General features: G+C 42.7%; 19 protein-coding genes. 12 read left to right on the top strand and 7 right to left on the bottom strand.

Going from position 1 to position 22223, the window contains the following annotated elements; genetic code table 11:
- Positions 1–385: 385 nt before the first annotated feature.
- The 4 genes from Q0688_RS23980 to Q0688_RS23995 form a co-directional block, all read right to left on the bottom strand.
- On the bottom strand, positions 386–1594 hold the full coding sequence (locus Q0688_RS23980) for a type II secretion system F family protein (protein ID WP_299083233.1): 1209 nt from the start codon (positions 1592–1594) through the stop codon (positions 386–388).
- 112 nt (positions 1595–1706) lie between these two features.
- On the bottom strand, positions 1707–2141 hold the full coding sequence (locus Q0688_RS23985) for a prepilin-type N-terminal cleavage/methylation domain-containing protein (protein ID WP_299083235.1): 435 nt from the start codon (positions 2139–2141) through the stop codon (positions 1707–1709).
- A gap of 219 nt (positions 2142–2360) precedes the next feature.
- The gene (gene nadC, locus Q0688_RS23990; RefSeq protein WP_299083237.1) at positions 2361–3215 is read right to left on the bottom strand and encodes a carboxylating nicotinate-nucleotide diphosphorylase; all 855 of its coding nucleotides are present in this window, start codon (positions 3213–3215) and stop codon (positions 2361–2363) included.
- 150 nt (positions 3216–3365) lie between these two features.
- Positions 3366–3869, bottom strand: a complete 504-nt coding sequence (locus Q0688_RS23995) for a TIGR02281 family clan AA aspartic protease (RefSeq protein WP_299083238.1) — start codon at positions 3867–3869, stop codon at positions 3366–3368.
- Positions 3870–3923: 54 nt separating this feature from the next.
- On the opposite strand from Q0688_RS23995, the gene ampD reads away from it, so the two are divergent.
- The 9 genes from ampD to Q0688_RS24040 all read left to right on the top strand — a co-directional run bounded on the left by ampD (position 3924) and on the right by Q0688_RS24040 (position 16427).
- A complete protein-coding gene (gene ampD, locus Q0688_RS24000) occupies positions 3924–4499 on the top strand; it encodes a 1,6-anhydro-N-acetylmuramyl-L-alanine amidase AmpD (RefSeq protein WP_299083240.1) in 576 nt (191 codons plus the stop codon).
- A gap of 61 nt (positions 4500–4560) precedes the next feature.
- Positions 4561–5385 (top strand): beta-lactamase regulator AmpE, encoded by an 825-nt coding sequence (ampE, locus tag Q0688_RS24005; protein WP_299083242.1) that lies wholly within the window; start codon positions 4561–4563, stop codon positions 5383–5385.
- Positions 5386–5654: 269 nt separating this feature from the next.
- Entirely contained in the window at positions 5655–6401 is a 747-nt protein-coding gene (locus Q0688_RS24010; RefSeq protein WP_299083244.1) for a GntR family transcriptional regulator, read from the top strand.
- 112 nt (positions 6402–6513) lie between these two features.
- On the top strand, positions 6514–9192 hold the full coding sequence (aceE, locus tag Q0688_RS24015) for a pyruvate dehydrogenase (acetyl-transferring), homodimeric type (protein WP_299083246.1): 2679 nt from the start codon (positions 6514–6516) through the stop codon (positions 9190–9192).
- A 26-nt stretch (positions 9193–9218) separates the two neighbouring features.
- Positions 9219–10889, top strand: coding sequence for a dihydrolipoyllysine-residue acetyltransferase (gene aceF, locus Q0688_RS24020; RefSeq protein WP_299083249.1), 1671 nt, complete (start codon positions 9219–9221; stop codon positions 10887–10889).
- Positions 10890–11009: 120 nt separating this feature from the next.
- On the top strand, positions 11010–12431 hold the full coding sequence (gene lpdA, locus Q0688_RS24025) for a dihydrolipoyl dehydrogenase (RefSeq protein ID WP_299083251.1): 1422 nt from the start codon (positions 11010–11012) through the stop codon (positions 12429–12431).
- Between the two features lie 542 nt (positions 12432–12973).
- Positions 12974–15052: a M13-type metalloendopeptidase gene (locus Q0688_RS24030; RefSeq protein ID WP_299083253.1), complete on the top strand. Its 2079-nt coding sequence runs from the start codon at positions 12974–12976 to the stop codon at positions 15050–15052.
- Positions 15053–15175: 123 nt separating this feature from the next.
- Positions 15176–15445, top strand: a complete 270-nt coding sequence (locus Q0688_RS24035; RefSeq protein WP_299083255.1) for a DUF1289 domain-containing protein — start codon at positions 15176–15178, stop codon at positions 15443–15445.
- 199 nt (positions 15446–15644) lie between these two features.
- Positions 15645–16427 (top strand): SDR family oxidoreductase, encoded by a 783-nt coding sequence (locus Q0688_RS24040; protein ID WP_299083257.1) that lies wholly within the window; start codon positions 15645–15647, stop codon positions 16425–16427.
- Here the strand turns inward: Q0688_RS24040 and Q0688_RS24045 are convergent.
- Together Q0688_RS24045 and Q0688_RS24050 are read right to left on the bottom strand one after the other, a co-directional pair.
- Positions 16420–17325, bottom strand: coding sequence for an alpha/beta hydrolase (locus Q0688_RS24045; protein ID WP_299083259.1), 906 nt, complete (start codon positions 17323–17325; stop codon positions 16420–16422). The two genes, Q0688_RS24040 and Q0688_RS24045, sit on opposite strands and share 8 nt — an antisense overlap.
- A 65-nt stretch (positions 17326–17390) precedes the next feature.
- On the bottom strand, positions 17391–18185 hold the full coding sequence (locus Q0688_RS24050) for a hypothetical protein (RefSeq protein ID WP_299083261.1): 795 nt from the start codon (positions 18183–18185) through the stop codon (positions 17391–17393).
- Positions 18186–18461: 276 nt separating this feature from the next.
- Here Q0688_RS24050 and Q0688_RS24055 point away from each other — a divergent pair, with 276 nt between their 5' ends.
- From Q0688_RS24055 to Q0688_RS24065, 3 genes are all read left to right on the top strand, one after another.
- Positions 18462–19316, top strand: a complete 855-nt coding sequence (locus Q0688_RS24055) for an HDOD domain-containing protein (protein WP_299083262.1) — start codon at positions 18462–18464, stop codon at positions 19314–19316.
- Between the two features lie 192 nt (positions 19317–19508).
- Positions 19509–20297 (top strand): YdiY family protein, encoded by a 789-nt coding sequence (locus Q0688_RS24060; RefSeq protein WP_299083264.1) that lies wholly within the window; start codon positions 19509–19511, stop codon positions 20295–20297.
- Between the two features lie 75 nt (positions 20298–20372).
- Entirely contained in the window at positions 20373–21095 is a 723-nt protein-coding gene (locus Q0688_RS24065; protein WP_299083266.1) for a YdiY family protein, read from the top strand.
- Between the two features lie 66 nt (positions 21096–21161).
- Here the strand turns inward: Q0688_RS24065 and Q0688_RS24070 are convergent.
- On the bottom strand, positions 21162–22223 hold a 1062-nt coding region (locus Q0688_RS24070; protein WP_299083268.1), incomplete at its 5' end, for a FimV/HubP family polar landmark protein.

Below are 22223 nucleotides of genomic sequence, written 5' to 3' on the forward strand. Positions count from 1 at the left end.
GATAGTCGGCGAGCATTCATTCGAGGGTAAATCAAGAGCATCGGCTACGCCGATAAAGCTTTGTTTTCTTTGGTGGCGCAGCCACTGCTTTTGATTTTCATTCCTATGTACTGCGGCCTATCAAAAGGCAAAAAAGTGCGGTTAATTTTCATGGACAGAAAATTAAGTCTTGTGTGCTGGGAGCACATGAAGACGACCGTGCTTTTTTGCCTTTTTATAGGGGTTTTTCAGCAGTAGTAAGGCGCACTTTTTTTTGGTTACTTTATTTTGTGCGAGCAAAAAAAAGTAACTGGCTCGAAGGGAATCGAGTCAAAATCAGGCACGGATGCCTGTAAGCGTTAGCGCATGCTTTTTTACTCGTAGGCTAACACCACTCGACGCATCTTTATACCACATTACCCATTTCGAATATTGGTAAATACATGGCGACTATCAAGCCACCAATGACTACGCCTAGTACTGCCATAATCATGGGTTCGAGTAAACTGGTTAAGCCATCCACCATATCGTCTACTTCGGCTTCATAGATAGTGGCGATTTTACTAAGCATTTCGTCAACCGCACCGGCTTCTTCACCTATGGCAATCATTTGCACCACCATTTCGGGAAACACCCCAGTGCTACGCATGCCCACGTTCATGGGAATGCCGCCTGAAACTTCTTTTTTTACGAATAAAATGGCATCACGATATACGGCATTACCCGCAGCACCTGCCGCTGAGTCTAATGCGCCCATTAAAGGTACGCCGGCTGCAAAAGTAGTAGACAAAGTACGAGTAAAACGAGCAACAGAAGCCTTACTAAGGATGTCACCTATCACAGGAATTTTTAGAATTTTTTTATCAACAGAATCCCTAAGTTTTAGAGAGTTTTTATGGGCTTTGGCAAATAAGATTCCCGCAGCGATTATAACCCCGCCTATTATTAAACCATAATCCTGCATACCACGTGATATACCTAACACAAACTGGGTAAAAGCCGGCAGTTCAGCACCAAAGCCAGAAAATATTTCTTCAAATTGCGGCACCACAAAAATCAGCAATATAGTGGTTACAATAAAAGCCACCACTATAACCGCTATAGGATAAAACATGGCTTTTTTAATTTTGGATTTTAGGGCTTCGGCTTTTTCTTTATATAGGGCGATCCGATCGTAAATAGTTTCAAGTGCACCCGACTGCTCGCCGGTTTCCACTAAGTCACAATATAAATCGTCAAAATAATCGGGATGCTGTCGTAGAGTCGCGGCAAGAGGATTACCGGCACTGACACTGGCACCAATTTCAGTCAATAGCTCGCGCATTTTCCGATTAGCATGACCTGACGCCACCATCTCAATAGCTTGAATTAAGCTTACCCCAGCACTGAGCATAGTGGCAATTTGTCTTGATAATAAGGCAATGTCTACTGGCTTAATGCTTTCCCCACCGCCCAGTAATGGCTTAGCTAACTTTTTAACCTTCTTCGCTGAAATACCTTGCCTACGGAGTTGATTTTTAGCTTCAACGATAGACATGGCGGAAATTTCGCCTTTAACAACTTGCCCTCTACGATTCGAGCCGTTATAAACAAATATTGTGGGTGACTTCGCCATATTAATATCCTAAAAAGTATCTGAATGACAAGTATGCAAATATATTAGAGAGGTGGTAAAGACAAAAAAGCCCAGCAAGGCTGGGCTTTAGCTTTACATCAGTTTGTTAATACTAACACAAACCGCCTGTAGCACATGTTGAGGTAGCATCTAAAGTCCACGTCACTTTACCATCAACAAGAGCACCGCCCATTATATATGTCTCCCCAGCTAAGCCATCAGCAGTAACTGCAGTTGCTGTCATATCAGAACCATCCCATGTTAGAGTGGCTAATCTACCGTCCGCAACAGTAATATTAGCTGGTACGCCATTACTTCCTGCAGCACATTGCGTCATATCACCTGTCGTCTGAGCACAAATTTCAATAGCAATCTTATGATTTTGTGCAGCAAGCACTACTTCAGAGAACTTAGCTTTACTGGTGTATGTTTGATAAGCTGGTAAAGCAATGGCTGCCAAAATACCGATAATAGCCACAACAATCATCAATTCGATAAGAGTGAAGCCGCCTTGTTTTTTTGCATTATTTAGTTGAGTCATGTTCATGGTTTTTTCTCCTACACATCTTGTGTAAATTTAAGTTTAAAGTTTACTGCTTAGTTGCCGGTTTAGGGCGTTGTTTTTGAATGCCTGTTCAGTATAGAACGAGTTAAGTTTCTGGCAAGTATGTAGATGTATACCTAAGTCTTAACCATAAAACATTCTGTTAACAACATGCCTTTATTTGGTCACTAAGCCCTTGTAACAGGGTTAATGTAGCTACCACTAAGAAGCAAGGGTTTCTATTACTCTTAAAGACAAATCTATCGCTTTAACATCTTTAGTCAGCGCACCTGAAGAAATAAAGTCTACGCCTAAGTCCGATAATGCCTTTAATCTGTCGATGGTAATATTGCCCGATACCTCTAATTTACATTGCCCTTGATTAACAATAACAGCCTGCTTAAGCATAGCCACGCTAAAATTGTCTAACATAACGATGTCGGCCTTAGCGGCAATTGCTTGATGTAATTCTGGTAAATTTTCTACTTCAACTTCTACCTGTAAATCACTGTTGTGCTCTCTAGCCTTTAAAACAGCGGCCTGAATCGAGCCACAGGCCAAAATATGATTCTCTTTTATTAGGTAGGCATCGAATAATCCTATTCGATGGTTTTTACCACCACCACAAGTGACCGCATATTTTTGTGCTAGGCGCATGCCGGGCAAGGTTTTTCGGGTGTCTAATAATTGGGTGTGGCTGCCCGCTAGTTGCTGCACACACTTTGCCACTTGCGTGGCGGTGCCAGACAAGGTTTGTAAAAAATTAAGGGCAGTACGTTCCCCTGTTAATATATGCCTAGCATTACCCGATAATCGCACTATTGGCTGATTTTCTGTTAGCTGTTCGCCGTCTTGGGCATACCAGTGTAATTTAATCTCTGGATTGAGCTGTGCAAAGGTTTCAGTTACCCAAGCGGCTCCGGCTAATACGCAATCTTCACGGGTAATGATATCGGCCGTGATAATTTGAGTGGCGGGAATAAGGTTTGCGGTAATATCCCCTTGATCTGGGTGCTGACCGTTTAAGTCTTCGGATAAAGCGATTTTAACGGCGTTTTTAATATCAATATCTTGCATAATCTCTCTTGTCATAATGGGGAATAATACTACTCCGTCTAAAAGCATTCCACCGCAGAGGAAAAGATGGTTAACATTTAAATCACTTTTCTCTGTGCTCTCGGTGTCCTCTGTGGTTCAACATTCTTTTGTCTTTGGTTTTTATGCTATTTATAAATTACGTAATATCAACCATTCACCTCTTTGGGTAAATTCTAATTGTTTTAGGGCGCTCATTCCCAGCAGTATTTCATCATCTTTAAAGCCAGGGTTTAGGTTAGCGCGCACATTATCTAATTGAATATCACCAATAGACAAGCGCTGAATATTGGTTTGTGCCACCTGTACCCGCCCATTGGCGGTTTGCACAAAAGCGCTATTACCTAGCTGCAAATTTAATGTGTCAGCTAAATGCATAGGCACAGACACATGGGTAGCGCCGGTATCTAATAGAAACACCACAGGCTGGCCATTTATGAAACCACTAGTCACATAATGCCCTGCACGGTTCTGTTTAAGGCGAACTTCTTGTACACCTTGCATGGAAGAAGAAATCGGCTTGGCATTAGGATTAAATTGTTTGGCAAGCTGTTCGTCAAACATTAGGGTAAGTAGCCCTAAACCAATGATCCACGCCACAATTAGCATACCTTTGCCCATTTTTTGTTGTTGCATAGTGCCCTATATCTCTTAGTAAAAATTTATAACCTTTAAATAATACACTTTGTTATGATAACAGTATTACGCCCTATTTATGCTGCCAAAACCTTGATTAAGAACGGAATTTTACAACCGGCTGAATATTGTCAAAGCACTCATTGTGATGAGCGTCCCGACCCACATCAGATCTCACTGTTAGTGATCCATAATATTTCATTGCCTCCTAATGAATTTGGTGGCGATTATATCAAGTATTTCTTTACCGGCTGTTTAGATCCTAACCTACACCCCTACTTTGCGAGCATTTACCACATGCGGGTGTCGGCTCATTGCTTGATCAGGCGAGATGGGCATATCCTACAATTTGTGCCTTTTGATAAAAGAGCGTGGCATGCTGGGGTATCAAGCTTTCAAGGTGTAACCAGGTGCAATGACTATGCTATTGGGGTTGAACTTGAGGGGGCTGATCATATTGCTTATACCCAGGCACAATATCAAAGCTTAAGCAATCTCACCAAAACCTTAATGCAACAGTACCCTGCTATTACCCTTGGGCGTATTGTGGGTCATAATGATATTGCACCAGGTAGAAAAACCGACCCAGGATTTGCTTTTGATTGGTCAGCTTATCGGCAGATGATATAGTTTATGCCACGCTAGCTAAGTAATTACTCAACCTAATAACAAATATATAAGAGATAACATCATGACATTAATCAGCTTGTTACTGGTATTGCTTGTTGAACGAGTCACTACTAAATCCCAATATTGGCAAGCAGGGTTTTACGCCGATAAATACCTACAAGGCATAGTCTCACGGGGTGGGTTCACCTCAACGTCCAAGTCTTGGATCTTGGCTTTGGTTATTATTGCCCCAGTGGTTTTAACTTATTTAGTCGTGCAAGAATTTACCGGTGGATTAATAGAGTTAGTAGTAAGCACAGCGATATTAATGGTGTGCGTGGGATGCCCTGCAATTCGTGCCACCTATAAGTGTTTCTTAAAAGCTGCAAATCGAGGCGATTTACAGGCATGTAGCCTCTACGAAGACGAAATTAGCGGCAATGACAAAGGCGAAATCTCTTTTGGGTTAAGTTTGGTATGGCAAAACTATCGTCATTATACCGCGGTAATTTTATGGTTTGCCGTTGCGGGTGCCGCTGGAGCGATGTTATATACCTTAGTCAGAGAAATGACAGCAAGGCTATCAGACGAAAATGAGCAGATAAGTCAGCAGTTAAAAGGCCTATTGAATATCCTTGATTGGATTCCGGTACGCATCACTGCTTTAGGGTTTTTATTGGTTGGCCACTTTTCGCGGGCATTTCCCACCTGGTTGGCCTACCTTCCCGACCCTACAGTAGAAGCCAAGACGTTACTTTTAGATGTATCCAAACAAGCAGAAGAAATCGAACCAGACGAAAACGACTGCACCGAAGAGCCCTGTACTTTAGTCAAGCTAGCCAAGCGAAATGTCATGTTTTTATTGGTCATCATTGCACTGTTAACCTTAACCGGTTGGGTTAATTAACCTCCTTTCTTTTAAAAGCATATTCACCACAGAGAAACCAGAGCGCTGCACTGCACTGAGGAAAAGATAATTAAGATTTCATTTGCTTTTCTGTGTGCCCTCTGTGGTTCAAAATTTTTTTGTTTTTCATTCTGTTTTACATACTTTAACGATCATTTATAAAATTTATATTTACTCATAAACAATTGTCTACTAAGCTATGGCTTTCGTTGGTATTACCAATTTACCAAATGGCAATTTTGTACTATTAAAAACTGTGGATATATTGAATGCGCCGCGTGCAATCTAGAAAGTTATCTGACGATATTATGGAACAGTTAGAAGCCATGATTTTAGATGGTCGTTTATTAGCTGGACAAAAGCTGTTATCAGAACGAGCTCTTGCCGAACAATTTGAGGTGTCACGACCTTCAGTAAGAGAAGCCATTCAAAAACTCGAAGCCAAAAAATTAGTGGAGCGTAAACAAGGTGGCGGCACTTACGTTAAGCCCCGTTTAAATGAGTTGATTACCGAGCCTTTATTGCAACTGTTATCCGATAAACCCGAGATGCAGTTCGATTTACTCGAATTTCGTCATGCCTTAGAAGGCATGGCGGCTTATTACGCAGCACTACGTGGTCAACCAGAAGATTATCAAGCATTACAAAACGCATTACACGCTTTACCAGATGATGCGGCCGATAAAAGTAACGAAGCCATTGCCCTTGTTGATTTTTATCTAACTATGGCTAAAGCTGCTCACAACATGGTTTTGCAGCATGTCATGCGCAGTTTACAGTCTATGCTGCAAGACAATATCCAACGAAACTTAGAAGTACTAGCGAAACATGCAGATGCGGCTCAGAACATAAAGCATCAAAGAAGCAATATAGTACAGGCTATTTTAAAAGGCGATCCCGAGCAGGCCCGTAAGGCCAGTAACGAACACTTAGCCTATATTGAAGACACTTTATTAAATATTAACCGTCAAGATAGCCGCATGCAGCGGGCGTTACGGCGAATAGAAGTAAATTGACTGCTTACTTCAACAGCAGTAGAGGTTGCAAGTAAGCAAACAAACAGTAAATACCGGCTTATTGATTATCCATAAGTCCCAACATTAACAAACAATAGAAAAGGCAAGCACCATGGCTGATATGATGCATCCAGATGTAGATCCACAAGAAACCCAAGAGTGGTTAGATTCGTTAGAAAGCGTTTTTGCAGAAGAAGGCGCCGAACGCGCACATTTTTTGTTAGAAGCTTTAATAGATAAAGCCCGCCGAAGTGGCGCGCATTTACCTTACGACGCCACCACTGCCTACATCAATACTATTCCCGTGGCGCAAGAGCCAACTATGCCGGGAGACCAGTCCATAGAAGCGCGAATTCGTGCCGCTATTCGTTGGAATGCCTTGATGATAGTGTTACGGGCTTCTGAAAAAGACCTAGAACTGGGCGGCCATATAGGTAGTTTTGCTTCATCTGCGATGTTGTACGATGTGGGCTTCAATCACTTTTTCAAAGCCCCTAATGATAAAAACAGCGGCGATTTTATATTCTCACAAGGGCATATTTCTCCGGGTATTTATGCCCGCTCTTTCCTCGAAGGGAACCTTTCAGAAGATCAGCTTAATAATTTCCGTCAGGAATGTGATGGCGAAGGTATACCGTCTTACCCGCACCCCCACTTGATGAAAGACTATTGGCAATTTCCTACTGTTTCTATGGGTTTAGGGCCGCTACAAGCTATCTATACGGCACGTTTTTTAAAGTACTTAACTAACCGTGGTATCAAAGATTGCTCAGAACAAAGAGTATATTGTTATTTAGGTGATGGTGAATGTGACGAGCCAGAATCATTGGGCGCTATTGGTTTAGCATCTCGCGAAGGCTTAGATAATTTAACCTTTGTGATCAATTGCAACTTACAGCGATTAGACGGCCCGGTACGTGGTAACGGCAAAATTATCCAAGAGCTTGAAGGTACATTCCGAGGCGCAGGCTGGGAAGTGGTTAAAGTCATTTGGGGCAGTTATTGGGATGCGTTACTGGCCCGTGATAAGTCTGGCAAACTTCTACAACTGATGAACGAAACCGTAGATGGCGAATATCAAAACTGTAAAGCCAAAGGCGGTAAATACACTCGCGAGAATTACTTTAATAAATATCCAGAAACGGCGGCGTTAGTGGCAAATATGTCTGACGAAGATATCTTCCGTTTAAACCGGGGTGGACACGATCCCGTTAAAGTATATGCCGCTTATCAAAAAGCCATGGATACTAAAGGTCGCCCAACGGTTATCTTAGCTAAAACCGTTAAAGGGTTTGGTTTAGGTGCATCGGGTGAAGCCTTAAACATTGCTCACAACGTGAAAAAAATGGACGTGGACTCTATTAAGAAATTCCGCGACCGTTTTAATATCCCAGTTGCCGATGAAGCCATTGCTGACTTGCCTTATTTTAAATTCGCCGAAGATAGCGAAGAATACAAATATATGAAAGCGCGCCGTGAAGCATTAGGCGGCGCGTTGCCACAACGCCGCAAACAAGCCGAAGAACAGCTTGAAATGCCTGAGCTGAAAGCCTTTGATGCTATATTAAAAGGCTCGGGCGAGCGTGAAGTGTCGTCTACTATGACTTTTGTTCGAGTTTTGAACGCATTGTTAAAAGATAAAAAAATGGGCAAGCGCGTTGTACCTATTATTCCTGATGAAGCCCGAACGTTTGGAATGGAAGGTTTGTTTCGTCAAGTAGGTATCTACGCCAATGAAGGGCAAAAATACGTGCCCCAAGATGCCGACCAAGTGGCGTATTATCGTGAAGATAAAAAAGGCCAAGTGTTACAGGAAGGCATTAACGAACTCGGTGCTATGGCTTCTTGGGTGGCGTCAGGTACGTCTTACTCCACTTGTAACGCCACTACCATTCCGTTTTATATCTATTACTCAATGTTTGGTTTTCAGCGTGTTGGTGACTTAGCATGGGCCGCAGGTGACAGCCAAGCCCGCGGGTTCTTACTCGGCGCTACAGCAGGCAGAACCACGCTAAATGGAGAAGGTTTACAACATCAAGATGGTCATTCCCATGTGCAAGCCAACCTCATTCCAAACTGCGTAACTTACGATCCTACTTATGGTTACGAAGTGGCGGTGATCATTCAAGACGGTTTACGCCGTATGTACACTGACAATGAAAATATTTTCTACTACCTCACTTTGATGAATGAAAACTATCAACATCCTGCCATGCCCGAAGATAAAGACGTGGCCGAGCAAATCATCAAAGGGATCTACCAATTAGAGCGTGTTGAAACCAAGAAAAAAGCCACAGCCAATGTGCAATTAATGGGCTCTGGCACTATTTTAAATGAAGTGCGCAAGGCGGCGCAGATGCTAAGTGCCGACTTTGGTGTATCGTCTGATGTGTATTCTGTGACCTCTTTTAATGAGCTTGCCCGTGAAGGTCAAGATGTGACCCGTTGGAATATGCTTAATCCAGAAGCGACGCCACAAACTTCATATATTGGCAGTATTATCACTAAAGATGCAGGCCCAGCCATTGCCGCGACCGATTATGTGAAAGGTTATTCAGACCAAGTTCGCGCCTTTATCGATACTGATTATCGCTGCTTAGGCACAGACGGTTTTGGCCGTAGTGATAGCCGCGCTAATTTACGTACCCACTTTGAAGTGAACGCGGAATATGTAGTCGTAGCTTCGTTGTACGAATTAGCCAAACGGGGTGAAGTAGACAAAAAAGTCGTAAGCCAAGCCATTGAGCGTTTTAATATCAACGCCGACAAACTTAATCCACTTTACGCCTAATTGCGGCTAGATAAGGAATTTTATTTATGTCAGATACTCAAAAAATCCTCGTCCCCGATGTAGGCGGCGAAGAAGTTGAAATTATTGAAATTTGTTTCGCTGTTGGCGACACCCTAGAAGCCGACGAAGGCATAGTGACCGTTGAGACCGACAAAGCCTCGATGGATATCCCTGCCCCGTTTGCAGGTGAACTTGCCAGCTTGTCGGTTAAGGTTGGCGACAAAATCAAAGAAGGTGATGTAATTGGTGAAATAAAGGCTGCAGATTCAGAAGCAGCCGCTTCTAATGAGGAAGCCAAGTCACCTGAAACAGCATCATCCGAAGAAGCTGAAACTTCACCATCCGATGAAGCTGAAAGTACACCTAACGAACCCGCTGCAGCCCCTGCACCTGCTTCAAAAAGCGCCGCTGAAGTGATAGACGTAGCGGTACCGGATATTGGTGAAGACGGCGAAGTCGATGTGATTGAGGTACTGGTAGCGCCAGGCGATACCATTGAACTAGAAGACGGCTTAATCACCCTTGAAACAGATAAAGCCACTATGGATGTGCCATCCACTCACGCTGGAACAGTCAAAGAAGTTCTTATTAGTACTGGCGATAAAGTCAAGCAAGGCAGCGTTGTAATCAAACTCGAAACTATTGGTGATAGCAATACTGAAAGTCCAGAAGTTGCAACAACGGCGCCTGAAGCGGAGGCAGAAAAATCAGCCACCGCAGCGCCTGAAAAGTCCACTCCTGTTGCGGCCGAACCTACAGCAAACTCTGGCGGAAAAGCTCACGCTTCACCTTCGGTACGCCGAATAGCCAGAGAATTTGGTGTTGACCTAAACCAAGTTACAGGTAACGGCCCTAAAGCCCGTATACTCAAAGAAGATGTGCAAGCCTATGTCAAAGCAGAATTAGCCAAACCACGCTCGGCCAGCGGTGGTGCGGTTGCAGGTGATAATGTATTACAGATTGCCACAGTGAAACCTGTAGATCACAGCAAGTTTGGTGAGGTTGAGGTATTACCTTTAACCCGTATTCAGAAAATATCTGGTCCGTTTTTACATCGCAACTGGGCCACTATTCCCCATGTGACTCAGTTTGATGAAGCCGATATCACCGAGGTTGAAACTTTCCGTAAAGAGCAAAATGCTTACCACGGCAAAATTAAATCAGGATTAAAGATCACGCCTTTAGTGTTTGTGATGAAAGCTGTGGCAAAAGCCCTAGAAAAATACACCGTTTTCAACTCCTCATTATCTGATGATGGCGAAAGTTTGATCGTTAAAAAGTATATAAACATAGGCATTGCGGTAGAAACACCGGGCGGTTTAGTAGTGCCGGTGATCAAGGATGTCAACAAAAAAGGTATCGAACAGTTATCTAAGGAATTGATAGAGACTTCGGTAAAAGCCCGTGAAGGCAAGCTGAAAGCAGCCGATATGCAAGGTGGCACTTTTACTATTTCTAGCTTGGGTGGAATTGGCGGTACAGCCTTTACACCTATAGTTAATGCACCTGAGGTGGCCATCTTGGGCGTATCTAAATCAGAGATGAAACCTAAATGGAACGGCAGTGATTTTGCGCCGCGCTTAATGGTGCCCTTAAGTTTATCTTACGATCATCGTGTAATCGACGGTGCAGTAGGTGCACGTTTTTCTACTGAAGTTGCTGCAAATTTAACTGACTTGCGTAGAATAATACTGTAGAGAAAATTGGGGCGCGTTTAGTACGTCCAACTTTAACAGCCAATAGGCAGAATTTAGTCACAAGGTGTTTCGCCCAACTGCGGCAAACATCTTGTTCAAAAACAAAAAATTGAGGATCATATGAGCGAAATTAAAACTCAACTAGTAGTATTAGGTGCAGGCCCAGGAGGCTATGCAGCCGCTTTTCGTGCTGCAGATTTAGGTGTAGAAACAGTCATAGTTGATGCTCGCGAGACCTTAGGCGGCGTGTGTTTAAACGTAGGCTGCATCCCTTCAAAAGCCCTACTACATGTCGCTAAAGTGATTGACGATGCCAAAGAAATGGCCGGTCACGGCGTGACTTTTGGTGAGCCAAAAATCGACTTAGATAAAGTACGTGGTTGGAAAGACAGCGTTGTGACTCAGCTTACCAAAGGTTTGTCGGGTATGGCTAAAATGCGTAAAGTTAAACACGTACAAGGCTACGGAAAATTTACAGGCAGCAATACCTTAGAAGTTGAAGGTAAAGACGGCAAAACCACTATTAATTTTGATAATGCCATTATTGCGGCAGGTTCAGAGCCTGTTAGCTTACCTTTTATCCCACAAGACGATCCTAGAGTTATCGATTCTACTGGTGCACTTGAATTAGCCGATGTACCAGAAAAAATGTTGGTGTTAGGTGGCGGCATTATCGGCCTAGAAATGGGTACAGTTTATCGCGCCTTAGGCTCACAAATTGATGTGGTTGAATTTCTTGATCAGCTTGTGCCTGCCGCTGACAAAGACGTGGTTAAGATTTATCAGAAATACATTAAAAACAAATTTAATGTCATGCTAGAAACCAAAGTAACGGGCGTTGAAGCCAAAGAAGACGGTTTGTATGTGTCTTTCGAAGGCAAACAAGCCCCAGCCGAGCCAGTTAAATACGACAAAGTATTAGTGGCTGTGGGTCGTCGTCCAAACGGCAGTATGGTAGATGCAGAAAAAGCCGGTGTAAAAGTAGACGACAAGGGCTTTATCAATGTTGATAAGCAACTGCGTACTAATGTTTCCAACATTTTTGCCTTAGGTGATGTTGTGGGTCAACCCATGCTGGCACACAAAGCCGCTCATGAAGGTCATGTAGCGGCTGAAGTGGTTTCTGGTAAGAAACATTACTTCGACCCTAAATGCATTCCTTCCGTTGCTTATACCGATCCAGAAATGGCATGGGTAGGGTTAACCGAAAAAGAAGCCAAAGAACAGGGCGTAAAATACGAGACTGCGAGTTTCCCTTGGGCTGCATCTGGCCGTGCAATTGCATCGGCCCGTACCGAAGGCATGACTAAGTTAATCTTCGACAAAGACACCCACCGCGTAATCGGTGGTGCAATTGTGGGCATTAACGCCGGCGAAATGTTAGGTGAAATTGGCCTAGCCATTGAAATGGGCGCCGATGCCGAAGACATCGCCCTCACTATTCATGCCCACCCAACCCTTAACGAGTCAATTGGTCTTGCCGCTGAAATGTACGAAGGCAGCATTACTGACTTACCTAATCCCAAGGCTAAGAAAAAGTAAACTCAAGTTATCATTATTGATAAAAGTCAGTTGACCAAAAACCTGTCAGTTCTTAACTGACAGGTTTTTTTTGCCTATTCTTCGGATATCCATGGCCGATGTACCCTAACCTTTGATGCTACGCCAGCCCATAATTTGCCTTTAAAGTACAAGCGATTCCCGATCTCCAACCACACCCCGCAACCGGGGTCAGCGCAACCGGGGTCAGGTCTTGCGCAACCGGGGTCAGGTCTTGCGTTTTGCTTTTAAAGGGAAAATAATTTTGAACTCAAGAAATACACCTACACTCGTCATTCCCGAGTGCTTTTATCGGGAATCCATTCGCATTCCCCCTAGTTTTCAAAAAAAAACCATTATCCATAAATAAGTGAGCACTTATTTATGGATAATGGTATGAGCGTGAAAAAAGAATTAACAGCTTTGTAACAAATCCTCACACTTAATTCTTTGCTATTTTTGCAGTTGGCTTTAGCAATCAGTACACTCCGTCACGACTTTTAAAACATAAAGAGCAAAATATATTGCTCAACACAGGTAAACAAATGAAAAAAATGAGTATGTTAGCCCTTAGTGTCAGTTTGGCATTAGGTTTAAGTGCATGTGAGCCATCAAGCAAAACAGAAACCACTGAAGTCATGACAAAAAAAGAGGCGGCCGTAAGTGAAGCACCTTTGACTTCAGGTATTGATTTAACTGCGGTTGATCAAAACGTACCTGCTCAAGACGACTTTTTTAGACATGTAAACGGTGCATGGTTAACCCAAACCGAGATCCCAGCCGATAAGTCTCGTTATGGTTTGTTTAATGTTTTATATGATGACACCCAAGATAATTTAAAAACCTTGATCCAAGAGTCGGCTAACACTGAAGCAGAAAAAGGTTCAAACACCCAAAAACTAGGTGACATGTACAACAGCTACATGAATGTTGAGCTGGCCAACCAAAATGGCTTAACCCCGCTTAAATCTATGCTCGGCAGTATTGAAAGCATCGAAAACATGCAGCAACTGTCTACAGTGTTTGGTGAAATGTTAGTGATGGGTGTAGGTGGTGCATTTAATTTTTATACCTCACCCGATGCCAAAAACCCTGACGTGGTCACTATGTACCTTTATCAAAGCGGCTTAACCTTGCCAGATAGAGATTATTACAGCAAAGAAGAAGAAAAATTTGTTAATTTCCGCGCGGCCACTGAAAAATATATGGCTGACGTGTTAAGCAAAGCTGGGCACACATCAGCTGCTGACGCCGCCACTAAAATTATGGCGTTAGAAAAAGACATTGCGTCTAAACACCTTTCACAAGTTGAAAGTCGTGATGCTGAGAAAAATTACAACAAAAAGAGCGCCGCAGAAGTTAAAGCATTATTGGGTACTTTTGACTGGCAAGCCTATGCAGATGCCAGTGGTGTCGGTAAAGTAGAAGATATGGTGCTACGTAATTTACCTTTCTTTGAATCGATTTCAGAGATATTCGCCGCCCACGACTTACAGACTTGGAAAGACTATTTAACCTTTAACTTAGTCGACGCCTACGCGTCACGCCTAAGTGAAGATATGGTGAATTTACACTTTGATTTTCATTCTACTACTCTACGCGGTATCCCGGAGCAACAACCTCGCTGGAAACGTGCAGTAGCCGCCACTAGTGGTGTGTTAGGTGAAGTCTTAGGTCAGCAATATGTTGAGCGTCACTTTACTCCAGAAGCAAAAGCGAAAATGGATGCTTTAGTTAAAAACCTCACCACCGCCTATGGCGATAGCATCAATCAATTAGAGTGGATGACCCCTGAAACCAAAAAAGCGGCCCTTGCTAAACTCGCCGCCTTTACCCCTAAAATTGGTTACCCTGATAAATGGCGTGATTATTCAGCCTTAGAGATCAAAGCCGATGATTTAGTGGGCAATTACACCCGTTATTCAGCCTTCGATCATTTTGAAGACACTAACAAAATTGGTAAACCTGTCGACAAAGCCGATTGGGGCATGACACCACAAACCATAAATGCCTATTATTCGCCTGTGCGAAATGAAATTGTATTTCCAGCGGGTATTTTACAAGCACCTTTCTTCGATATGAATGCCGAAGATGCCGTGAACTACGGTGCTATTGGAGCGGTCATTGGTCACGAAATTGGCCATGGTTTTGACGATCAAGGCTCTAAGTATGATGGTCAAGGTAACCTACGTAGTTGGTGGACAGATGAAGATCGCGCCGCCTTTGATGTGTTAGGAAAAAAGTTAGTAGCCCAGTTTGACAAATTTGAACCCATCGAAGGTCAAAACGTTAACGGTGAATTAACCTTAGGCGAAAACATCGGCGACTTAGCCGGCGTGACTATTGGGTATAAAGCATATCAAATGTCTTTAGAGGGCAAAGAAGCCGCTACTATCGATGGATTATCTGGCGCTCAGCGCTTCTTTATGGGTTATGCCCAGGTTTGGCGTAGTAAGTCTCGTGAAGACGCACTTAGAGCACAGTTGTTAAGCGACCCTCATTCACCGGGCGAGTTCCGCGTTAATGGCATAGTTGGTAACGTTGATGCTTTCTATCAAGCCTTTGATGTGAAAGAAGGTGACGCTATGTACCTTAAACCAGAAGACAGAGTTAAAATCTGGTAAGTAAAAATAATGACTTCAGGCCGCTTTTAAGCGGCCTTTTTATTGCCTATTTAAAAATCTGATTGCCTACATTTCACCCAAGAGTGTTATTATCCAGTCATATCCGCTACTTTGGGGCACACATTGAAGCAAATTGAAATCTTTGAGATAACCAGTCCCTGTATTGGCGTATGCCAGTCTGGCCCTAAAGGTTTTTGCGTGGGTTGCTTTCGTTCCAGAGAAGAGCGTTTACATTGGATAAATTTAGAGCAAGATGTGCAAAGCAAAATCATCAAAGCCTGTGCCATGCGTAAAAGAAGGGCAAAAGCGGCTAAGAATAAAAAGCAAAGCCCAGTAGATACATCAGTTCAACTTGGTTTATTGGAGGACGATTTTTCTAAAGACAAACAATAAAATTGGATTTTGGTTAACGAAATACCGCGTCATCCCCGCATGTTGTAAGCGAGGACTACCGGAATGGCGGCAATTCTCCTCATCGTCATTCCCGAGTGCTTTTATCGGGGATCCAGTGTTAAATAGAGAAATTGAAATCCATCAAAAAATCAGCGGTTCACGTTAAGTGAACCGTATTCAGCCAATAGGAAGTATTTACATGCCAAAACTTAACACAGCATTGATCACAGGTTCATCTGAAGGTATAGGTCGCAGCTTCGCAGAGGTATACGCAAAAAATGGCCATGATCTTGTGCTAGTTGCCCGAAACGCAGCCAAACTCGAAGAGTTTGCGCAACAACTCACAGAAAAATATGCCGTAAAGGTGACAGTACTTGCTGCCGATCTTATTCCCGTTGATGCCCCGCAACAACTCTTTGCCGCCTTGACGGAACAAGCAATACAGATTGATATTTTGGTTAACAACGCCGGTATGATGCAAGTTGAAAAATTAAGCGAAAGCGACCCCCACACCTTAAATAACCTTATACAATTAAATGTACAAAGTTTAGTCAATATGACCCAAGCTTTTGTGCAGCCGATGATTGAGCGCGGTCAAGGCAAGATTGTTAATGTAGGATCTATCGCCAGTTTTATGCCCACCCCTAACTTTGCCGCTTACGGTGCCAGCAAGGCCTTTGTATTGTCGTTTTCAGAAGGCATTGCCGAGGAGCTGCGGGGTACAGGGGTCAGTGTGACTTGTGTATGCCCTGGCATGACAGAAACCAAGATGCTCAGTCATGCTGATGGCATGGAAAAGTTCATTCCTAAGTTTTTAAAGGCCGATCCTATGGAGCTAGCTTCTCAGGCCTACAAAGCTAGCAAGAAAGGCGAAGTGGTGTTTTTAGACAAGATAGCCAATAAACTATTAGTGCAGTGGGCCTCGCACTACCCAAGATGGATAGTGCGCGGTGTTAACGGTTTGTTTTCACGTTTTAAATAGCCTTAATATGCTCGATAATGGCTTGGCTAATGTCTGTATGTAAGGCACTGGGAAGCGTATGCCCCATACCTGCATAAATCTTTAGCTGGGCATTAGGAATGGCTTTTGCCGTTGCATAGCCACAAGCAACAGGTACAAGAGGGTCGGCATCACCATGGATCACTAAACTGGGTATAGTCAAATTGTTTAAACCGGCGGTTCTATCAGGCGAATCGACAATTGCAGCCAATTGCCTACCGCTACCTGCTAGATTAAAGCCTCTAGAGATTGAGTGACCAATTAAGTCTGCAATCCGTTTTTCATCAAACTCGTAGTGCTCACCTTGTAGGGTTTTCCACACTTTCATACCATGGGCCTGAAACTCTTTTTTATCTTTAGGCGCTGAGCCAATCATTTTTAACGCAAACCCCAGAGAAGGTTTAGGTAGAGAACGATCTCCAGTAGTTGACATAATAGAGGTTAAACTCATGATCCGTTGCGGCGCATTGATGGCCAATGCTTGGGCAATCATGCCGCCCATAGAAGCCCCCACAAAGTGGGCTTGCTTAATATCAAGGGCATCCAATAAACCAATAGTGTCTGCCACCATATCATCCAATAAGTAAGCGGCACCTAAAGAGCGATTAAATAAAGCATTGCCAATCAGTGCCAAGGTACTGGGTTTACGTACCCCTTTAAGCCAAGTACTTTTACCTACATCTCGATTATCAAAGCGGATCACCCAAAATCCTTGGGCAGCTAACATGCGGCAAAATTCCTCATCCCAGTAAATCATTTGGGTAGCCAAGCCCATAATCAGCACGATGGCAGGATTGCTAGGATCACCAAAACTATCGTAGTTAAGTTGTAAGCCATTGGCGTTGACGAGTTTTTCTGACTGATAAGGTATTGAATGCATAAATGTTAGGACTTCTTATTGTTTGTTGCAGCAACAAAAATCGACCTTTGCTGCTTACTTTATTGTTATACCAAATTAAGACTTGGGTCAAAGCGGCCTTGTGGTGCTGTTTTATATGGCTGCCAATTATTTTCAGCTTGAGCTAAACGGTTAGCTACGATCCACACCACTTGAGGATTGTGCCCTAACCCCGTATGACTGCCTCGTACTTCTATATTCTCTGTTTCGTGATGCTCATCAACATCATGGTGTAAGCATGCCTGCCAATGGGCCACACCATCGGTTTTCGAATACAGTGCCGATGTGGGCACTGGGGGTGGTAAAGACATATTATTCACCACCTCTGGATTGTCTTGTATTAACTTGCCATTAATTAGCTTAAATATTCTCTCAACGGGTGAAGCCGAGCCACTAGGGCCATTAAATGGACTACCTAATGAAATAACTTGGCGTACACACTCTGGAATGATACGCGCTATTTCACGAGCTAGCACACCACCTAAGCTCCACCCGACTAAACTGACTTTGGCATTATGAATAACCGACAATTCTATTACCTTATTGAGTAAGTCATCGCTTAATACTTGCTGGCCGCCCACAATATGAGTGCCTAAATTACGCCCTAGGCCCCAACCACTAGATTGATATCCTTTGCGTCCTAGAAAACTACGAATCGGCTTAGTCGAAATATCACTGGCCATAAATCCAGGTAATACCATAACTGGATGACCATCACCTTGAGGAGCGCGCATTAATAATGGCAATGATGCCCCCATGGCCCCTAGTTCCAGTATCGTGCGGCCTTCAGTCAACATATGTCTTAACGACGGGCGCGGTAATTTAGGTACAAAATGTTGCATAACACATCCTATTAATTATTTTAGCTTATTGGTATTTTCTGGAATACCCATAGGAATTCTGAATGTCTCAACAAATAATAAGCAAACCTCTGTGGGAGGAAACGCTTTGTAAGTCATTCATAATGTGAATTAAATGTTAAAACACCCTATCTTTTTGGCAACAAAAATCAAGCACTTTTATGTATACCCCTGTATGCAAATTGACGTGAAAATAATCACACTTTTCAAATCATGAATGTTTATACTGAAGCAATGATCTATCCAATAAAATGAATTATGCCATCACTTCTTCCTATCGATATTGCTAGAGTAGCCAGCCAATCTTTTGCTTTACCGGATATTTGCGTGCGAATACGTGCCATGTTAGACGATAACAAATCAAACCTAGAAGACATTGGTCGTTACATTTCATTAGATCCCTCTTTGTCTTCAAAATTACTTAAACTAGCTAATAGTCCGTTATTTCGTTTTGAATCGCAAATTGACTCTTTGCCAAAAGCCATCAACATAATTGGCGGTGAGGCCTTATATAACCTAGTGATGGCAGAAACGGCAAGTTCTGCGTTTGAACACTTCAGTAGCGATGTGATTGATTTGAAAAGATTCTGGTTACAGAGCATTTATGCCGCTCTAGTAGCGAAACATCTAGCAAAAATGGTCAAAATAAGAGGCAGTGAAAGATTTTTTTTATTGGGTTTGTTACATAACTTAGGCGAGTTGCTTGTGGCTTTGCAGTCACCAGACTTGGCCATTGCATGCTGTAACTATGACGAAAAAACCTCCCCCTGGAAATTACAACAACAAGTTTTGGGCTTTAGCTACGCAAATTGCAGCGCAAAGTTGATGGAGTTTTGGCACTTACCAAGCCAATTATATGTTCCTGTTATGGACTTGCATAACGAAAATAAAGCCCTCAAAAACAAAGATGTGGCGATAATTTATACGGCTGCTCGTGCAGGGATAGCAATGGCCGATAACCAATTGTATTCAGCCAGCCAATTGATTAGCCCATTAGTGCTAAAATTCTTAAAACTTGAGCAAGAAGATTTACAAGATGCAGTTAAATTTGCATCAATGGAAGCAGACGGCGTTTTAGGTGTGATGAATCCTTCGCTTCACCAACCTTTATAGTGCAAAAAACAACCATTCGACTTTGTTATGCTTTATACCAAGCCACACAAATAAATGAGCACTCAGTCCTATTAAAACTCGCCCGAAAGGGAAAGCCCTTACTTATGTAGTTTGGTATTATTAGTCCACAAGCTTGTTGATTTTGTATATACTATTGCGCAATTTTTAAAATGACCAGTCCATTTAAATGATATGAAGTACCTGATACTGTTTATTATTTTACTTACAGCAAAAAGTGTTTTTGCAAAGCAAGGCACTATGCATATCCTGTATTTCCCCGAGCCCCCTAGTTACGAAGGGAATGACGAATTGTCAATGGTCGGAGAGTTTGGATTTTTGATGGCGGATGGCAATACCAATACTTCGAGTGTCACCGCTAATATAAATACTACCCAAGAATTCTCAGATTGGGGTTATCAGATTATTGGAAACGCCTTATATAAACAAAACCAACAAGAAGTACAGGGTAAAAAAACCAATACCGCTTCTGCGCAAAAACTTTTTGTTTCTTCGCAAATGGATCATAAACTCGCGGGAACAAACAACCGAGTGTTCTTATATGGTGAATACGAGAACAATCGATTTAATGGTTTTCACTATCAAGCAGCATTAGCAGCGGGCTGGACTTCTAGAGTTTGGCGCGATAAGTGCAGTGAATTAAAATACAGCGTAGGACCAGGTTATGCTGTCTCCAAAGTAAAAGCAGACAGTAATAACGAAGCAAACAAGGGGTTGATAGTTAGGGCTGCAATAGAGTACAAACGAAAATTTTCAGAGCAAGCCACTTTTCGACAATTTATTAGTGCTGAATCTGACCATGAATTTACTAAAACCAAATCGGAAACATCTCTATCAACCAAGTTGACAGGAAAGCTAGGGATGAAGTTAAGTTTTATTATGGACTTTGATTCCAGTGTTGGACCACACAATGAATCACTCGATACAGAAGCAGCCATTAGCTTGATATATCAATTTTTATAGCAGTAAATTAAGTATCTGCAACACTAAGGCGAAGCACTCCTACTCAATGACGTTTACACACAATAGGATAAACAAATGAAAAAATCTTTAATTTTACTTGGGTTATGTGCCACAGGAAATGTATTAGCAGCCGAGGAAATGAAACCTTTCACTATGGACGGCGAATTTGGCTATATTGCGACCACTGGGAACACCGAAACCACCTCAGTTAAAGGTAAACTGTCTGCTCACCAAGAGCTAACTCAGTGGAGCAACGACTACACGTTGGAAGCATTGTACAAAAATGATGAAATTGATGGTGATGAACAAACCACCGCTCAAAAATACTTTTTGTCAGGCCAAGTTAATTACAAATTAGAAAATCCTGACCATAGACTATTTGGTTTCGCCTCATATGAAGACGACAAATTTAGCAGTTATAACTATCAAGCAACACTAGCTGCTGGTTGGTCTCAAAAAATGTGGGAAGATGAAACCAGTCAGTTTAATTACAGTATAGGTCCTGGTTACTCATTTTCTGAAACCAATCAAGGGATCGCGCAAGATGGATTTATTGTAAGGGCAGCAGCTGACTATCAATGGAAAATCTCGAAGACGGCTACGTTCAAACAGTTAGTTAGTACCGAAATAGGTAGCGATAATACTAAATCAAAATCTGAGACATCAGTTTCTGCCCAAATTAGCGGTGGTTTATCTCTTAAGGTTTCCCTTACTTTAGATCATAACTCCGATGTCGCTGACGATACCGAAAACCTAGATACACAAACTGCAGTCACTTTGGTGTATAGCTTTTTCTAAAGTCAATTTTTCCAATGATTTTCTGGTAAACCTAAGTTTTAGGTTTACCAGAAGTAATCATCGCTACTAGTCCAATTTATCTAATATTTTTTTAACTTCTGCCACTTGCTCATCAGTACCTTTTTGCAAAATCTCGTCTAACAGCTCTTTAGCCGAATCTTGTTCACCAATTTCTATGTAAGCATGTGCCAAGTCTAACTTAGCCCCCAAGCCATCATTGGCGTCAACATCAATCATATCGAGATTATCTTGTTCATTTACAAAAGGCTCTAAGGGAATATCTAAATCTAGCGCCTTTTCGATCTCTTCATCTGACTCAGCATCCACACTTTCATTGAGTAATGTTTCTACATCTAAAAAGTCTTCTAATTCTTTATCACTAACATCGATATCATCATTGTCGGCGGTTTCATCCAACAGAGCAGCAATATCAAGCCCAGTGTCATCTTCTTCCGAAGGTGTTAGCTCATCTTCTAAGTCAATGGATTCGAGCATTTCATCAAAGCTTGAATCTTCAAGCTCTTCAATCATGCCATTGTCTGTAATGGCCTTTTCCTGCTGCTGCGGTGTTACCGCATCTTCATCTAACCAATCCCCGAGTCCTGGTAAGTCATCTAGGTTTTCATTGCTACCTTCAGTCGATTCATTTACGGAGTTGGCACTGCTTTCATCAAACGTAATTTCCAAATCACTGTCATCAAAGTCCTCAGTAGAGGGTATATCATCTAAGGTAGATGATGGCGCAGGAGCGGGTTTGTTTGAAGACTCGTTTGTAACAAAATCATCAGCCGAAAACGCCAAATCATCAAGAGAACTAATGGATGAGCTGGCATTTGACGTAAGGTCTTCAAGTACTTCATCGAGTTCTTCGTTTTCAAAATCTTCTAAGGCTTTTTCAAGCTGATCTTCGTCTAAGGTGACGTCATTGATCGCCTCTGTCTCAAAGTCCGTTTCTGTATTAAGTTCAGCTTCAAGCTCATGCTCTAAGTCGTTGTCAACTCTGGGCTCTGGCTCTGGCTCTGGCTCTGGCTCTGGCTCTGGCTCTGGCCCTGGCTCTGGCTCTGGCTCTGGCCCTGGCTCTGGCTCTGGCTCTGGCCCTGGCTCTGGCTCTGGCTCTGGCTCTGGCTC

This window comes from uncultured Paraglaciecola sp. (genome assembly GCF_937123705.1).
Taxonomy (GTDB): domain Bacteria; phylum Pseudomonadota; class Gammaproteobacteria; order Enterobacterales; family Alteromonadaceae; genus Paraglaciecola.

Coding starts and splice junctions, on each gene's coding strand:
- ampD (WP_299083240.1), top strand. CDS start 3,924: ATGATAACAGTATTACGCCCTATTTATGCTGCCAAAACCTTGATTAAG.
- Q0688_RS24060 (WP_299083264.1), top strand. CDS start 19,509: ATGAAGTACCTGATACTGTTTATTATTTTACTTACAGCAAAAAGTGTT.
- Q0688_RS23980 (WP_299083233.1), bottom strand. CDS start 1,594: ATGGCGAAGTCACCCACAATATTTGTTTATAACGGCTCGAATCGTAGA.
- Q0688_RS24040 (WP_299083257.1), top strand. CDS start 15,645: ATGCCAAAACTTAACACAGCATTGATCACAGGTTCATCTGAAGGTATA.
- Q0688_RS24055 (WP_299083262.1), top strand. CDS start 18,462: ATGCCATCACTTCTTCCTATCGATATTGCTAGAGTAGCCAGCCAATCT.
- ampE (WP_299083242.1), top strand. CDS start 4,561: ATGACATTAATCAGCTTGTTACTGGTATTGCTTGTTGAACGAGTCACT.
- Q0688_RS24065 (WP_299083266.1), top strand. CDS start 20,373: ATGAAAAAATCTTTAATTTTACTTGGGTTATGTGCCACAGGAAATGTA.
- nadC (WP_299083237.1), bottom strand. CDS start 3,215: ATGCAAGATATTGATATTAAAAACGCCGTTAAAATCGCTTTATCCGAA.
- Q0688_RS24045 (WP_299083259.1), bottom strand. CDS start 17,325: ATGCATTCAATACCTTATCAGTCAGAAAAACTCGTCAACGCCAATGGC.
- aceE (WP_299083246.1), top strand. CDS start 6,514: ATGGCTGATATGATGCATCCAGATGTAGATCCACAAGAAACCCAAGAG.
- Q0688_RS23985 (WP_299083235.1), bottom strand. CDS start 2,141: ATGAACATGACTCAACTAAATAATGCAAAAAAACAAGGCGGCTTCACT.
- lpdA (WP_299083251.1), top strand. CDS start 11,010: ATGAGCGAAATTAAAACTCAACTAGTAGTATTAGGTGCAGGCCCAGGA.
- aceF (WP_299083249.1), top strand. CDS start 9,219: ATGTCAGATACTCAAAAAATCCTCGTCCCCGATGTAGGCGGCGAAGAA.
- Q0688_RS23995 (WP_299083238.1), bottom strand. CDS start 3,869: ATGCAACAACAAAAAATGGGCAAAGGTATGCTAATTGTGGCGTGGATC.
- Q0688_RS24050 (WP_299083261.1), bottom strand. CDS start 18,185: ATGCAACATTTTGTACCTAAATTACCGCGCCCGTCGTTAAGACATATG.
- Q0688_RS24010 (WP_299083244.1), top strand. CDS start 5,655: ATGCGCCGCGTGCAATCTAGAAAGTTATCTGACGATATTATGGAACAG.
- Q0688_RS24030 (WP_299083253.1), top strand. CDS start 12,974: ATGAAAAAAATGAGTATGTTAGCCCTTAGTGTCAGTTTGGCATTAGGT.